Genomic DNA, 15038 nt, shown 5'->3' with positions numbered 1-15038 from the left:
CGATTTCCTCAGGGTTCAGAACGCCATTGATTGATCACCAGGGTAATTCTGAGGTCGTCGTAGTTGAGTACCATGCGGCGTGGCAACCAGAGATCATCGAAGCGTTCCCAGTCGCGATAATCGATTCCCCAGCCGTCCTGTTGAAGATGGCTGGGAAAGCCGAGCTCATCGGTTTCCAGGCGGTAGCTTGCATGGTCACCGGGAAGGCCGCGTACCCAATCAGGCATGGCGTCTACCGGAAGCGACCAGCCGAGCTGCGCTTCCATCAAGGCTTCAGGCGTCTCGGCTTCAAAGCGGCCCTCACTGGTGGTCAAGGAGTAACGCCCTTCACGGCCTTCCAGTACGCTACGTCCGCCCCCGAAGGGACCGCTGATCAACATGCGAAAATAGTGCGGATATTGATTCCAGTCGAGATTGGCGCTGGTCGACTCTTCTGGCGTACGCAACCCGACCTTGCCTATCAGGCCCCAGGTATCGAGTCGTTCGAGCGCGGTTTGCTGGGCTTCCCATTGGCCGCGTTGACGCTCGCCTTCGAGAGGTGCACCGGGGGCGGCGCAACCGGCGAGAAGCATGACGGCAAGCGCCGGGAGTAAAAGACGTGAAAATGTGGGTGACGCTAATAAAGAGGCCATGGAAACTCCGGAAAAGTGTAAAAGGTGACGAGAAAGGGTTGCATCATGAACTACTCGCGGCAGGAGCAAGCTGGGGGTGGCGTTCAAGCAATTTGTCTATCTGCGGATAATCGCTGAAACGCTGCATGACCTCCAGAATCACCTGGCGAGCTTCAGAGGCGCGCCCCAAGGCATGCAGTACTTCCGCCAGATGGGCAGCAATTTCCTGGTCGGGCATCAGGGCATAAGCCCGCTCAAGCCAGGGCAGCGCCTGTTGCGGGTCGCCTTGGCGGTAATGGACCCAGCCCAGGCTATCCAGTACCGCAGGATTGTCGGGTTCTTGCTGGTAAGCACGCTCGATCAATTCGCGCGCTTCCTCCAGGCGATTGGTAAGGCCAAGGTCGGCCAGGGTGTAGCCTAGGGCGTTGAGCACCATGGCATTATCGGGTTCGTTTTTCAGAATGCGCCGTAAATCCCGCTCCATGGCTGCGAGGTCGCCGTCTTCCCAAGCCCGCATCGCCCGCATGTAGAGCAGCTGGGTATCATCCGGGGTGCGACCAAGTTCGCGATCAAGCAGAGCGTCTGCGGAGGCCTTCATGCCGAGTTCATCGAGCAGGCTGACTTCAAGCATGACCAATTCACTGAAATATTCTTCAAAGCGCATGCGTTCGATCCGTAAAAAAGCCCGGGCATCGAGCAGTCGATCATTCCCGATCAGCATGCGTGCGGCGGCAATGCGCGCCGGTATGAATTCCTCTCCCGGTTCGACCTGACGGTAATACAGTAGGGCATTATCGACATCGTCCTCATGCTGGGTAATGGCGCCCAGTAGATAGTAGGCCAGAGGCGGCGTGTCCTCCTCGGCAATAAGTGGCTGCAGTAAACGTCCGGCCGGTTCGGGGTAGCTTTCTTCCAGATAAAGCTGAGCCAGGGCCATGCGTAGCGCTTGGCTACCCGCATGCTGTTCAAGCAGGGCATCGGTATATGCTTCGGCGGCGGTAATGTTGCCGAGCCGAGCTTCCGCTTGGGTCAGCAGTAGGATGAAACGTGCGTCATCCGGCGAGAGCTCAAGACCGCGTTTCGCCGCACGACGTGCCGTGGCGGGGTCTTGGTTCTGCAATGCCAGGTTGGCGCGGGTTAGCCACAGGCTGGGCTCTTCCGGCGCGAGCGTTGCTGCTTGGTCAAGCCGGCGCATGGCACTTTGCGTATCGCCGATAGCGGCTTCGAGCAGGGCGGTTCCCAAAAGGACATCGCTATGAATCTCTGGCGCTTCGACACCGGGGCGAGCCAGGTAAGCATGTAACTGGGCAGCCAGTGGCACCAGCGGCGCGTTTTCCGCGACAGCCGTTTCGGCAAAGCTTGCCACGTCACCAAAGCCGCCGCTGCGTGCGACATTCAGTCGCTGCCTGAGGCTTTCCTGCCAATTGCCACGCTGTAATGACAGATCGGCCAATAGACGGGCGGGAGCATCCGACTGAGGAGAAAGCTCGCGCCAACGTCTTGCGGCTTCTTCCAGCAATGTCGGGTCGTTGGCGAAGCGTGCCGCCAATGTGGCGCGCTCGGCTAGCTCCGAGGTGGGATAACGTTGAGCGGCATCCAGGTAGCCGCGGCCCGCCGCGCTGTAATCGCCACGCTGCCCGGCCAGTTCGGCGCCCAGCAGCGTGCTCAGACCGGCGGCATCGAGCCCTTGGGTAATCGGCGGTGCCGAACGCATGGGGTCCGAGGGAAATGTCTCAAGTATCCCTTTCTGCGATTTTTCTTGAGAGGTGAACGTTTGGCAACCGCTGAAGAAAACGGCCACAGCGATCAAGGAAAATAGGGTCCAACGTGAAGGCATGCATTTCTCGCTCAGGTTGCCTGAAGTGTCAGCATAGCGGCTTGCCGCGGCAGGGCAAAGTCGTGTGCGCCTGTTGGTTCATGGCTGTGGTAGGATATATCGCCTTGAAGGGGCGATGAACAGCCCCGGCGCGTTCAAATTACCGATCAAATCTGCCTTACGCGGGCATTCAATGACCATGCAGAGACTGACACTAGCGAAGACGCATAACGCATGACGCTTCTTGCCCTGGGAATCAATCATCGCACCGCCACGGTGGCCGTACGCGAACAGGTGGCCTTTACAGCGACTCAGCTGGAGATGGCGCTTGCCGAACTGCGCAGCCTACCGCAAATAAGCGAAGCGGCGGTACTTTCCACCTGCAATCGCACGGAATTGTATTGCGTGACCGATGCTGACGGTGAGCAAGTCGTGCTCGACTGGCTGGGGCGTTTCCATGGCTTGCGGGTTGAGGAGCTGGCGCGCTGTGCTTACCATTACCTGGATAACGATGCTGCCCGCCATCTGATGCGCGTGGCGGTAGGGCTGGACTCCATGGTATTGGGTGAGCCGCAGATACTCGGCCAGCTCAAGGACGCCTATCAGCAGGCACGCGACGCCGATGGCTTGGGTGGCGAACTCGAGCGCCTGTTTCAGCACACCTTTGCGGTGGCCAAACAAGTGCGCACGGAAACCGGGATCGGCAAGAATCCGGTATCCGTGGCCTACGCGGCTGTCAGCTTGGCCAGCCGGATCTTCGATGACTTTTCCCGGGCGCGAGCGTTGTTGATTGGCGCCGGCGAAACCATCGAGCTAGTGGCGCGCCATTTACACGAAGCCGGAGTGCGCCATCTGACCGTTGCCAACCGGACGCGCGAGCGCGCTGAACGCGTCTCGGCCGAGCTGGGCGGCGAAGCCATTACTCTGGAAGAAATCCCTCAGGCCCTGGAACGTGCGGATATCGTGATTTCCTCCACCGGGTCGCCGCTGCCGATATTAGGCAAGGGGATGGTCGAGCGCGCATTGAAGAAACGCCGCCACCGGCCGGTATTCATGGTCGATATCGCCGTGCCCCGGGATATCGAGCCGGAAGTGGGTGAGCTTGCGGATGTATTTCTGTATACGGTGGATGACTTGGAAGAGGTCATCCAGGAAAATCGCAAGCATCGCCAGGTGGCCGCCGACCAGGCGGAAACCTTGATTTATCACGGTGTGGCCAGCTGGCAACATGATCGGCGTATTCGTAATGGTGGGGAATTGATTCGCGATTATCGACGCCAAGGTGAAGCTCTGCGCGACATCTCGCGCCAACAGGCACTTGAGCGTCTGGCGCGTGGCGAAGACCCGGCTGAGGTGATCGAACGTCTCGCCCATCAGTTGGCCAATCGCTTGATGCATCAGCCGACCCAGGCGATTCGTGACGCCGCCTCCCGTGAGCAACACGACCTGCTCGATGCCGCCTCAAACCTGTTACTCCCCGCCGAAACGCCCGCTCTTGCCCATCGTCAGAAGGATAAAACGCCTGCATGAAAGCTACGTTGCGTCAACGCCTTGAAGCCTTTAGTGAACGGTTCGAAGAACTCTCCATGCTGCTGTCCGAACCGGAGGTGATCAACGATCAGCGTCGTTTTCGGGATTACTCACGGGAATATGCCGAACTCGAACCACTGGTTGAAACCTGGGCCCGGTTTCGCGAGACCGAAGGCGATATGGAAGCCGCCGAGCAGTTAAGCCACGATAGCGACGCGGAAATGCGCGAGCTGGCCCAGATGGAGCTGGCGGAAGGGCGTGAGCGCCTGGAAGCGCTTGAAACCGAGCTCAAGCGATTGCTGGTGCCGAAGGACCCGGATGATGGGCGCGGGGTGTTTCTGGAAGTGCGCGCCGGAACCGGGGGTGATGAAGCCGCCCTGTTTGCCGGGGACCTGTTTCGCATGTATGCCCGTTATGCCGAAAAACGCGGTTGGAAAGTGGAAATCGTCAGCGCCAATCATGGCGAGCAGGGTGGTTACAAGGAAGTGATTTCCCGGGTAAAGGGCGATTACGTTTACGCCCATTTGAAATTCGAGTCCGGCGCCCATCGGGTTCAGCGGGTGCCGGCCACCGAGTCTCAAGGCCGCATTCACACCTCGGCCTGCACCGTGGCGGTGATGCCTGAGGTCGACGATATCGGCGACATCGACATCAACCCTTCCGACTTGCGTGTCGACACCTTTCGTTCCAGCGGGGCGGGTGGCCAGCACGTCAACACCACCGATTCCGCGATACGCCTGACCCACTTGCCCAGCGGCGTCGTGGTTGAGTGCCAGGAAGAACGCAGCCAGCACAAGAACCGTGCCAAGGCGATGTCGCTTCTGGCCGCCAAGCTCAAGCAGTCGGCCCAGAACAGCCAGCGTCAGGCACAGGCGGACACCCGCCGCTCCTTGGTGGGCTCGGGGGATCGCAGCGAACGTATTCGCACCTATAACTTTCCCCAGGGGCGCATCACCGATCACCGCATCAACCTGACGCTCTACAAGCTGAACGAAGTGATCAGCGGTGAACAGCTGGATGATGTGATCGAACCATTGATCAACGAATATCAAGCCGAACAGTTGGCAGCATTGCAGGATGCCGGATGACGTTGGATACCTTGGTCATGCAGGCCGCCAAGCGCTTGAAGCAGGCCGGCTCATCCAGCCCGCGTCTGGATGCCGAAGTGCTGCTTTGCCATGTGCTGGGGCGTGAGCGCGCCTGGCTGTACGCCTGGGGCGATAAACCCTGCCCCACCTGGCAGCACGCGCGTTTCGATGCGCTGATTGCCGCTCGCGTTCAGGGCATACCGGTGGCCTACCTGACCGGTGAGCGTGAGTTTTGGGGGCTGCGCCTTGCAACGTCGCCGGAGACCTTGATCCCCCGTCCGGATACCGAAACCCTGGTCGAAGCCGCGCTGGCGCAGGGCTCTCAGCCTGGCGGGCGCCTACTCGACCTGGGGTCCGGTACCGGCGCCATCGCGCTGGCCTTTGCCAGTGAGCGGCCCGGTTGGCAAGTGGTGGGGGTGGATATCCGTGAGCAAGCCGTGGCACTTGCGCGGGACAATGCCCGGCGCCTGGCCCTGGCTAACGTAACCTTCCGGCTCAGCGACTGGTTCGCCGTTCTGGATGACGCTACCCGGTTCGATGTCATTCTCAGTAATCCACCTTACATTGCGGCCGATGATCCGCACTTGACGCAAGGGGATGTTCGCTTTGAACCGGCTTCCGCCCTGGTGGCGGAGCAGTCCGGCTTGGCGGATCTGTATCATTTGATCGCCTCGGCAAGCGCCTACCTGGAAAGCGGTGGCTGGTTGCTGCTGGAGCACGGTTACACTCAGGCTCTGGCGGTGCAGCAGGCCTTGCGTGAAGCCGGTTATGTCGAGGTGCAAAGTCGCCGGGATCTGGGTGGGCACGAACGTGTGACCCTGGGACGCTGGTTGCCAACCCCTGCTTGAGCCTAAGACAATACAGCCCGATAGGAACTCAACAACACAATGAAAATCAAAAATCGAACGCTGGACCGTATTGACCTCAAAATCTTGCGCGCCTTGCAGGAAAACGCGCGTATCTCCTATGTCGACCTTGCCGCCGATGTCGGCCTTTCCACCACGCCCTGTCTCGAGCGTGTCAAACGGCTGGAGCGCGCGGGCATCATCCGCGGTTATCAGGCGATTCTCGATCCTAGAGCGCTCAAGGCCAATCTATTGGTATTCGTTGAAATCAGCCTGGAAACACAATCCCCGGCGGTGTTCGATGAATTCCGGCGGGCTGTCAAGGAGCTGCCCCAGATTCAGGAGTGTCACCTGGTGTCGGGTCAGTTCGACTACATTCTCAAATGCCGCATTCCCGAGATGTCTGCCTACCGCCAGCTACTCGGCGATGTGGTGTTGACGCTGCCGGGGGTCAAGGAATCCAAGAGCTATGTGGTCATGGAGGAAGTGAAAGAGAGCTTCGCCTTGCCAGTACCCGATATCGAGGAATTCGACGATAAATGAGACAGCCGATGCAGGATCAAGCGTTACTGCGTTATAGCCGCCAGATAATGCTGTCGGAAGTGGATATTGACGGCCAGGAGCGCCTGCTGGCCGCCCGGGCGCTGATTGTCGGTGGGGGCGGGCTAGGCTCGCCGGTGGCCCTGTACTTGGCTGCAGCAGGCGTCGGGCGAGTGACGATTGCCGATGCCGATGAAGTGGAACTTTCCAACTTGCAGCGCCAGATCGCCCATCGTGAAGACGATATCGGGCGTAACAAGGCAGAGTCTGCTGTCGCTGCCGCTGCGGCACTCAACCCGCATTGTGAACTCACCGCCTTGCCCATCGAGTTGCAGGGCGACGCCTTGCTTGAAGCGGTGACCAACGCGGACTTGGTGCTGGACTGCACCGATCGCTTTTCCAGCCGCTACGCAATCAACGCGGCCTGCAGAAAAACCGGCAAACCACTGGTGTCGGGGGCGGCGATTCGCTTCTCAGGGCAATTGGCGGTATTTGACCCCCGTGATGCTCAAAGCCCTTGCTATGCCTGCCTGTATCCGCCGGATGACTCGGGCGATGAAGCCTTGAGCTGTGCCGAAAGCGGCGTTATCGCACCGCTGGTGGGGTTGATCGGGAGCTTTCAAGCGCTGGAAGCCATCAAGTTGCTTAGCGGTGCGGGTAAGGTGCATCAGGGGCTTTCCACTTTCGATGGATTGAGCGGCCAGTGGCGCCATTTTCGTGTCATGCGTGACCCCGCCTGCTCGGTATGTGGCGTAGCCTGGGACGAGTGACTCTGGACTGATGATAGAGCTTTGAAAAAACGGCATAAAAAAACGCCCGCTACTCTCCGAAGAGCAGCGGGCGTTCGGGTTTTACAGCGGTTTTTTCGATCAGTTGCGGATGATGAAGTCGAAGGCACCGAGAGACGCTTTAGCCCCTTCGCCTACCGCAATCACGATCTGCTTGTAGGGGACGGTGGTCACATCGCCGGCGGCAAACACACCGGGCACGGAAGTCATGCCGTGGGAATCGATGATGATCTCGCCACGCGGGGTCATTTCAATAGGCGAACCCTTGAGCCACTCGGTATTGGGCACCAGACCGATCTGGACGAAAATCCCCTCCAGGTCGACTTGTTTCAACTCATCGGTGTGACGGTCCTTGTAGCTCAGGCCGGTGACACGGTTGCCGTCGCCATTGACTTCGGTGGTCTGGGCGCTGGCGATGACCGTGACGTTGGGCAGGCTTTTGAGCTTGGTCTGCAGCACGGCGTCGGCGCGCAGCTCACCCATGAATTCGATCAAGGTGACATGGGCGACGATACCCGCCAAGTCGATTGCGGCTTCGACACCGGAATTGCCACCGCCGATCACCGCCACGCGCTTGCCCTTGTATAGCGGACCGTCGCAGTGCGGGCAGTAGGCCACGCCCTTGTTACGGTACTCTTGCTCGCCGGGGACGTTCATTTCCCGCCAGCGGGCACCGGTGGCCAGAATGACGGTCTTGCTTTTCAGCGTAGCGCCCGAATCGAAGCTCAGCTGATGCAGACCGCCCTGAACGTCCGCAGGGGTGAATTTCACCGCGCGCTGCAGGTTCATCACGTCAACCTCATAATCCTTGACGTGCTCTTCCAGGGCTCTGACCAGTTTGGGGCCTTCCGTGTGCGAAACGGAAATGAAATTTTCGATCCCCATGGTATCGGCCACCTGGCCACCAAAGGCTTCAGCGGCAAGACCGGTATTGATGCCCTTGCGTGCAGAGTAGATCGCCGCGGAGGCACCGGCAGGGCCGCCGCCGATAATCAGGGTGTCAAAGGCGGCTTTTTCATTGAGTTTCTTGGCATCGCGCTCGGCGGCACCGGTATCGACCTTGGCCAGAATCTGCTCGAGGGTCATGCGACCTTGATCGAACGGCTTGCCGTTCAGGTAGATGCTGGGTACCGACATGACTTCCCGCGCTTCCACTTCGTCCTGGAACAGGGCACCGTCGATGGCCACGTGACGAATGCCGGGGTTGAAGATAGCCAGTAGGTTCAGTGCCTGGACGACATCCGGGCAATTCTGGCAGGAAAGCGAATAATAGGTCTCGAACAGGAAGTCGCCTTCGATCGACTTGATCTGCTCGATGACCTCATCGGAAACCTTGGGCGGATGCCCACCGGTCTGGAGAAGCGCCAGTACCAAGGAGGTGAACTCATGGCCTAGGGGAATCCCGGCGAATACCACACCGGTCTCCTCGCCGGGGCGATTCAAGGCAAACGACGGCCTGCGGCTATCCTGACCGTCGGTTTTCAGGGAAATCTTGTCGCTCAGGCTGTCGATGTCTTCGAGCAAGCCGAGCAACTCCTGTGACTTGGCGCCGTCATCGAGGGACGCAACGATCTCGAACGGCTGAGTCACCTTTTCCAGATAAGTTTTCAACTGATTTTTCAGATTGGCGTCCAGCATGACAGCGGTTTCCTCGCAATAAAAAAGATGACTTCAAGTAGCGTGCCCACACAAGAACGCAATGCCCTGGGTGGGCCGATGAAACGATGTGCGGGAAAAACAAACGCCCGAGCGGGTGCCCGGGCGTTGGGCAACGTCGCAGTCAAACCATGGGTACGTTAAGTAGTGGCTTGGGCTGCTTCAGAGCCGGTATGGCAGGCGGTTTAGATCTTGCCGACCAGGTCCAGTGACGGCGCCAGTGTCTCTTCGCCTTCTTTCCATTTGGCCGGGCACACTTCGTTGGGGTGAGCCGCGACGTACTGGGCCGCCTTGACCTTGCGCAGCAGTTCTTCGGCGTTACGGCCGATGTTGCCGGCATTGATTTCGACGATCTGGATCTTGCCTTGGGGGTCGACCACAAAAGTGCCGCGCTCGGCCACGCCATCGGCTTCGATCAGGACTTCGAAGTTGCGCGATACAAGGTGGGTCGGATCCGCTAGCATCGGGTAGTTAAGCTTGCTGATGGTTTCGGAGCTGTCGTGCCATGCTTTGTGCGTGAAGTGGGTGTCGGTGGAAACACTGTAGATTTCCACGCCCAACTTCTGGAATTCTTCATAGTTGTCGGCCAGGTCACCCAGCTCGGTGGGGCAGACAAAGGTGAAGTCAGCCGGGTAGAAGAAGAAAATGTTCCACTTACCCTTCAGGCTTTCTTCGTTGACGTCGATGAATTCGCCGTTGTGATAGGCCTTGGCGGAAAATGGTTTTACTTCGGTGTTGATAAGGGACATTAGTGATGTGTCTCCGTTGAGTGGGGTGGATGGCTAAGTCGATGGGCGTAGGGTAGCGCCGGGCACTCCATAGTGAAAATTGAATGTGCCGATTGATTTGATAGTTTTTTACTATTTATCAGTTGGGCTATCCTTCTTTCACTGGGCAATTTAGCTGAGTGTCCTCAGCTACTGCCTTGCTGCTGCCTTTCGAGCGCTGCTGCGAATGTTGGGCCGTTTCAAGCGGATTGCAAGGCTTGCCCGGATGGATCCGAGCTTAAAGCACGTCATCGTCACGGCCGGTGGTTACCGTCAGTTCATCGGTCATCGGCGAAACCTCTACCTGTAGCTGGATGGGCGCACAACATTGATGGCAGTCTTCCCAGGTGGTGTGGCTGCCCTGGGAGGCATCGATAAGGAACTCCAGGGCGCTATCGCAGTAAGGGCAGTGGAAATGGTAGGGAACAAGAGCGTCTTCCGGCATGGGGCCTCCATCGAGTGTGGCTAAAGATGAGCGAGTTGACGCGCATTCTGTATTTCGATCCACTAGGATGCATAATGCACAGGGTAGATTCCACGTTAAAATAAGCGAGAGTAAACAATGAAGATGCGTTCAATCGTGTTGGCCGCCGCTTTGACGTTGCCAGTGGCAGCCATGGCGGAAACCCCCAATATCGAGCCTGGGGAATGGGAATTCGTCAGCGTGACTCAGATCAAGGGCGACATGCAGGTCCCGGATCGGACCGAAACCGAGCGTCAGTGCATCACCCAGGAAGAACTTGAAAATGACGCCTTCACCTTCATCGAAGAAGAAGAAGGTTGCGAGGTATTGAGCCAGCAAGCCGACGCTGACGGCCTCTCCTACAGCATGGTATGCCGAGCGGAAGGTGGTGAAGCGAACATCGACGGCAACATGAACTTCATGGGTGAGCGTGTGGAAGGCAGCGTGGATATTCTTACCCAGTCGCCGATGGGTGAAATCAGCATGAATACCACCATCGAAGGCGAACGCATCGGGGAATGCTAAGCAGTCAATTTAATGCTGAGTAGCCAATGCTAAGCCATCAGGCTCATGCCGATGCAAAATACAGGGTCGCCCGAGGGTGGCCCTGTGTTTTTAGGAGACCTTGGTCATTTCTTCGTCCAACTGACGTTTGACCGCGCCGGGAGATCCGCTATGTCGCGCCAGCAGGTCGTAGGCCACTGGTACCACAAACAGCGTGAACAGCGTGGCAGCGCCTACCCCGGCGATGATCACGGTACCGATCACCAGGCGCGTTTCGGCACCCGCACCGCTGGAAATGATCAGCGGTACCGCCCCGGCCATGGTGGTCACGGCGGTCATCACGATGGGTCTCAGGCGTGTCACCGCAGCTTGTATCAACGCTTCCTGAAAAGCCAACCCCTCATCACGCAACTGATTGGCAAACTCGACGATCAATATGCCGTTCTTGGCCGCAAGGCCGACCAGCATGACCAGCCCCACCTGACTATAGATATTCAGCGATTGCCCGGTGACATACAGCCCTAGCAAGGCGCCGAAGATTGCCAGCGGGACCGTGAACATGATGACCAGCGGATGGATAAAGCTTTCAAACTGAGCGGCCAGCACCAGAAATACCACCAGGATGCCAAGTCCCAGCAAAAAGCCCGTCGCCCCGCTGGCTTCAAGGTAATCGCGGGAGGCGCCCTTGACGTCGGTCTGGACTTCCGCCGGCAGTACCTGGGCAACGCTGGCATCCAGGTAGGCCAGTGCTTCTCCCAAGGGATAGCCGTCGGCCAGATCGGCTTCGATAGTGATTGCTCGCAGGCGATTGAAGCGGTTGAGGGTGCTCGGCCCGGCGAAGTCGGTCAGGGTGACCAGGCTTGCCAGCGGAATTAGTTCGCCGCTGCGCTGGGAGCGCACCTGCAAACTGTCCAGTGAGCGCGGGCTGGGGCGAGCGTTAGGCTCGCCCTCCAGGATGACATCGTATTCTTCGCCATCATCCACATAGCGAGTGACGGTGCGTCCACCCAGCAAGGTTTCCAGGGTGCGGCCGATCTCGCTGACGGTGACCCCCAGCGAGGCGGCTCGGTTATAGTCAATGTCCACGCGCAGCTGGGGCTGGTTTTCTTCATAATCGCTGTCCAGCCCGGTCAGACGAGGATTGTCTTCGCGGATATGCTCAAGCAGGGTATCGCGCCATTCGGCGAGCTGGGCATAAGTGCCGCCGCCGAGCACGTATTGCACGGGTTTTTCCACCCGCTGGCCGAAGCCTTGGCGCATTACCGGAAAGGCACGAATCCCCGGAAGATCGCTGAGCAAGGTGCGGATATCGGCCATGATCGCCCAGGCCGAGCGTCGTTCTCCCCAGTCGGCCAGGCCGATGATCACGAAGCCACTATTGAAGTTCTCGATATTGCCCCAGCCGCGCGGGGCGCGTACCACGGCGCGCTCGATTTCGCCGGAATCCACCATGGGCAGCAGCCGGGCCTCGATCTCGTCCATGTAGTCGAGCATGTAGTCATAGGTGGCGCCGGGGGGGCCATTGACGATCACGAAGAAATTGCCGCGATCTTCCTGAGGGGTGTATTCGTTGGGTAGCTGGCCATTGAGCCATAGCATGCCGCCGATCAACCCGACGAAGACCGCAATCACCAGCAGGCGCGCCTTGAGTACCCACAACAGCATGGCGCGATAGATAGCGCGTGAGCGCTCCAGCCCCCTCTGAACGGCATGGGCAATACGCCCTTCATGCATGTTCGGCTTGAGAATCTTGGAAGCCATCATCGGAGTAAGCGACAACGCCAGCACACTGGAAATGGCCACCGCCGCCGCCAGGGTCAAGGCGAATTCGGAGAACAGCCGGCCGATATCCCCCTGGAGCATGCTCAAGGGAATGAACACGGCGATCAGTACCAGGGTAGTCGCGATGACGGCGAAGGCGATCTGGCGAGTACCGCGAAAGGCGGCGACCAAGGGTGTTTCGCCATAGTCGTGCATGCGCCGGTGAATGTTCTCCAGCACCACGATGGCATCGTCGACGATCAGGCCGATGGCCAGCACCAATGCCAGCAAGGTCAAAAGATTGATCGAAAAATTCATCACGCCCAGGGCAGCGAAGGTACCGATCAAGGCGATAGGCACGGTCACGGCGGGAATCAGGGTGGTGCGCAGGTTGCCCAGAAAGACAAAGATCGCCACCACGACGAGCCCCATGGCAATGAACAGCGTCTGCACCACCTGGGAAATTGCCCCTGAAACGAATACCGAGGCATCGAAATTCAACCCTAGGGTCATGCCTTGGGGCAGGGTGGGCTGCAGGCGTTCCATCTCGGCCTTCACGCCCTGTGAAAGCTCGAGCACGTTGGCGGTGGACTGTTTCATCATGCCCAGCCCTACCATGGGCACACCATTGCCGCGAAAGATGGTGCGCTCTTCCACGGCGCCGATTTCGACCCTTGCCACATCGCCGAGCCGAACCAGATAGTCGTCTTCACCCTGGACAATAGCCAGGCGGCGAAAGTCTTCCGGGGTGGAAAAACTGCGCGGCAGGCGCACGATGAACTGGCGGTCCTGCGACTCGATGGCGCCCCCGGGCAGCTCGACGTTTTCACTGCGCAGGGCGGCTTCCACGTCGCTTGCCGAGAGGTTGCGAGCGGCCAAGGCATTGGCGTCCAGCCAGATGCGCATGGCGTAATCACGCCCGCCACCCACCCTTACCTGAGCTACGCCGGGCTGTACCGAAAAGCGATCCACCAGGTAGCGGTTGGCATAATCGGTGAGCTCGGCCATGCCGTAACCTTCCCCCGATAGGCTCAGCCATACCACCACCTCCGAGCTGGAGTCGGCTTTCTGTACCTCGGGCGGTTCCGCTTCCTCGGGCAGGTTATCCAAGGAGCCGGAGATACGGTCGCGGATATCGTTGGCGGCGGCGTCGATGTCCATTTCCAGGGAGAACTCGACATTGATACTTGAACGACCGTCCTGACTGGAGGAGGAAATCACCTCGATGCCTGCCACACCGGCAATCCGGTCTTCGAGTAGTTGCGTGATGCGGGTTTCCACGACACTGGCAGAGGCGCCCGGATAGCGCGTGTCGATACTGACCACAGGAGGATCGATGGAAGGATATTCCTGCAACGGCAGCCGATTCAAAGCCAGTAGACCGAAGGCGACGATCAGCGCTGCCAATACCATGGCGAGTACCGGGCGTTGAACGGAAATATCCGACAAGCGCATCAGCTGTCTTCCTGTTGGCGCCGCGATTCAAGAAGCTCGCGAACCGAGGTCTCGTCGCTGGCGATGCCCAGCAGTTGGACATTATCGCCTTCGCGGCTGTGCTGTACGCCGTGGCTGACAACAAGCTCACCCTTGTTGATCCCTTCAAGCACCTCGACATCGCCCGGGCGGCGTTGGCCAATCTGGACCTGACGCCTTTCGATGCGATTCTCTTCCTCTTCGTGAATCACCAGAACGAAGTGGCGCTCCCCTTCGGGAATCAGGGCGGCTTCGGGAATGACGATCGCTTGGCGCGGGCGGCGTCGCACCACGACTTCCATCAGCATGCCGGGACGCAGGCGCATCTCAGGGTTCTGCAATTCGGCGCGCACGTTCATGCTGCGCGAGATGGGGTCCACCCGGCTCCCGATGGTGGCGATTTCCCCTTGAAAAGTATGGCCGGGAAAAGCCGCACTGGTGGCAGTGAGGATCAAGCCGGGTTCGAGAACGTCCAGAAAGACTTCCGGCACCGCGAAATCCAGTTTCATGATGTCGAGCTTGTCCAGGGTGACAAGCGCCATGCCCGGGGTGACCAGAGCGCCGGTACTGATATTACGAAACCCGACGCGCCCGCTGAACGGTGCCAACAGCCGGTAGTTGGCAAGGCGTGCCTGCAACGCCTGGATTTCCGCCTCGGCTTGGCGTAGCCGCGCTTGGCTATCTTCCACATCCGCACGCGGTGCCAGATTGCGCTCCAACAGTTGTGACGCCCGGTTCAAGGCATTGCGCCGTTCATCGCGAATTGCCTGAGCGACGCGCAGTTGCGCCTGTTCTTCGTTGTCTTCCAGCTTGATCAAAAGCTGTCCGGCTTCCACCTGTTCACCGTCGCTAAAATTGATCTGAGCGATGATTTCGGTAAGCGTGGCGGAAAGGGTAATGCTCTCGTCAGCGCGCAGGGTGCCTAGTGCCTCGATCGGGTCCGACCAGGGTTCGAGTGTCGCGCGGGCGCCTATGACAGTCGGTACGGACTGGGCTTGCACGGAAGAGATGAGCAGCAGTGTCAGTAGCCCGGCAAGAAAAAAACCACGAAAGGGGAAGGGCATGGAGGTATCTCTTAAAGCAAGTGAGTCTGAAAAGTGTGCCGGTGACGCATTACAAAATAGGCGACATGCTATTCTGGTTCATGCTGTGTATAGCTTCTGTATACCATAGGAATGCCCTTCAAGCACGCAAGC

General features: G+C 59.0%; 13 protein-coding genes. 6 read left to right on the top strand and 7 right to left on the bottom strand.

Annotated elements, in window-relative coordinates; genetic code table 11:
* Window positions 1-8: 8 nt before the first annotated feature.
* On the bottom strand, window positions 9-632 hold the full coding sequence (lolB, locus tag LG290_RS11625; protein WP_499834954.1) for a lipoprotein insertase outer membrane protein LolB: 624 nt from the start codon (window positions 630-632) through the stop codon (window positions 9-11).
* Between the two features lie 43 nt (window positions 633-675).
* On the bottom strand, window positions 676-2448 hold the full coding sequence (locus LG290_RS11620) for a tetratricopeptide repeat protein (RefSeq protein WP_499834953.1): 1773 nt from the start codon (window positions 2446-2448) through the stop codon (window positions 676-678).
* Between the two features lie 213 nt (window positions 2449-2661).
* On the opposite strand from LG290_RS11620, the gene hemA reads away from it, so the two are divergent.
* From hemA to LG290_RS11595, 5 genes are read left to right on the top strand one after another with little or no spacing between them, the layout of a single operon-like run.
* Entirely contained in the window at window positions 2662-3957 is a 1296-nt protein-coding gene (gene hemA / locus LG290_RS11615; protein ID WP_499834952.1) for a glutamyl-tRNA reductase, read from the top strand.
* Window positions 3954-5045, top strand: a complete 1092-nt coding sequence (prfA, locus tag LG290_RS11610; protein ID WP_499834951.1) for a peptide chain release factor 1 — start codon at window positions 3954-3956, stop codon at window positions 5043-5045. Before hemA ends, prfA begins: the two co-directional genes overlap by 4 nt.
* Window positions 5042-5893, top strand: coding sequence for a peptide chain release factor N(5)-glutamine methyltransferase (gene prmC / locus LG290_RS11605; RefSeq protein ID WP_499834950.1), 852 nt, complete (start codon window positions 5042-5044; stop codon window positions 5891-5893). Before prfA ends, prmC begins: the two co-directional genes overlap by 4 nt.
* Window positions 5894-5932: 39 nt before the next feature.
* Complete coding sequence (locus tag LG290_RS11600; RefSeq protein ID WP_160417910.1) at window positions 5933-6433, top strand: Lrp/AsnC ligand binding domain-containing protein; 501 nt, start codon at window positions 5933-5935, stop codon at window positions 6431-6433.
* Window positions 6430-7200 (top strand): HesA/MoeB/ThiF family protein, encoded by a 771-nt coding sequence (locus LG290_RS11595; RefSeq protein ID WP_499834948.1) that lies wholly within the window; start codon window positions 6430-6432, stop codon window positions 7198-7200. The genes LG290_RS11600 and LG290_RS11595 overlap by 4 nt, the downstream gene beginning before the upstream one ends.
* Window positions 7201-7299: 99 nt before the next feature.
* On the opposite strand, the gene ahpF is transcribed toward LG290_RS11595, so the two are convergent.
* The 3 genes from ahpF to LG290_RS11580 all read right to left on the bottom strand — a co-directional run bounded on the left by ahpF (window position 7300) and on the right by LG290_RS11580 (window position 10086).
* Window positions 7300-8856, bottom strand: coding sequence for an alkyl hydroperoxide reductase subunit F (ahpF, locus tag LG290_RS11590; RefSeq protein WP_499834947.1), 1557 nt, complete (start codon window positions 8854-8856; stop codon window positions 7300-7302).
* 203 nt (window positions 8857-9059) lie between these two features.
* A complete protein-coding gene (gene ahpC, locus LG290_RS11585) occupies window positions 9060-9623 on the bottom strand; it encodes an alkyl hydroperoxide reductase subunit C (protein ID WP_499834946.1) in 564 nt (187 codons plus the stop codon).
* 256 nt (window positions 9624-9879) lie between these two features.
* Window positions 9880-10086 carry a zinc ribbon domain-containing protein gene (locus LG290_RS11580; protein ID WP_114487226.1) on the bottom strand — a complete coding sequence of 69 codons (207 nt, stop codon included), beginning with the start codon at window positions 10084-10086 and terminating at the stop codon, window positions 9880-9882.
* A gap of 117 nt (window positions 10087-10203) precedes the next feature.
* Between LG290_RS11580 and LG290_RS11575 the strand changes: the two genes are divergently transcribed.
* A complete protein-coding gene (locus LG290_RS11575) occupies window positions 10204-10629 on the top strand; it encodes a DUF3617 domain-containing protein (protein ID WP_499834945.1) in 426 nt (141 codons plus the stop codon).
* 90 nt (window positions 10630-10719) lie between these two features.
* On the opposite strand, the gene LG290_RS11570 is transcribed toward LG290_RS11575, so the two are convergent.
* Window positions 10720-13824 carry an efflux RND transporter permease subunit gene (locus LG290_RS11570; protein WP_499834944.1) on the bottom strand — a complete coding sequence of 1035 codons (3105 nt, stop codon included), beginning with the start codon at window positions 13822-13824 and terminating at the stop codon, window positions 10720-10722.
* The gene (locus tag LG290_RS11565; RefSeq protein WP_499834943.1) at window positions 13824-14906 is read right to left on the bottom strand and encodes an efflux RND transporter periplasmic adaptor subunit; all 1083 of its coding nucleotides are present in this window, start codon (window positions 14904-14906) and stop codon (window positions 13824-13826) included. Before LG290_RS11565 ends, LG290_RS11570 begins: the two co-directional genes overlap by 1 nt.
* Window positions 14907-15038 lie beyond the last annotated feature (132 nt).

It is taken from the genome of Halomonas sediminis (genome assembly GCF_044871105.1).
GTDB lineage: Bacteria > Pseudomonadota > Gammaproteobacteria > Pseudomonadales > Halomonadaceae > Vreelandella > Vreelandella zhuhanensis.
This window is presented reverse-complemented; position numbering and strand designations above follow the sequence as displayed.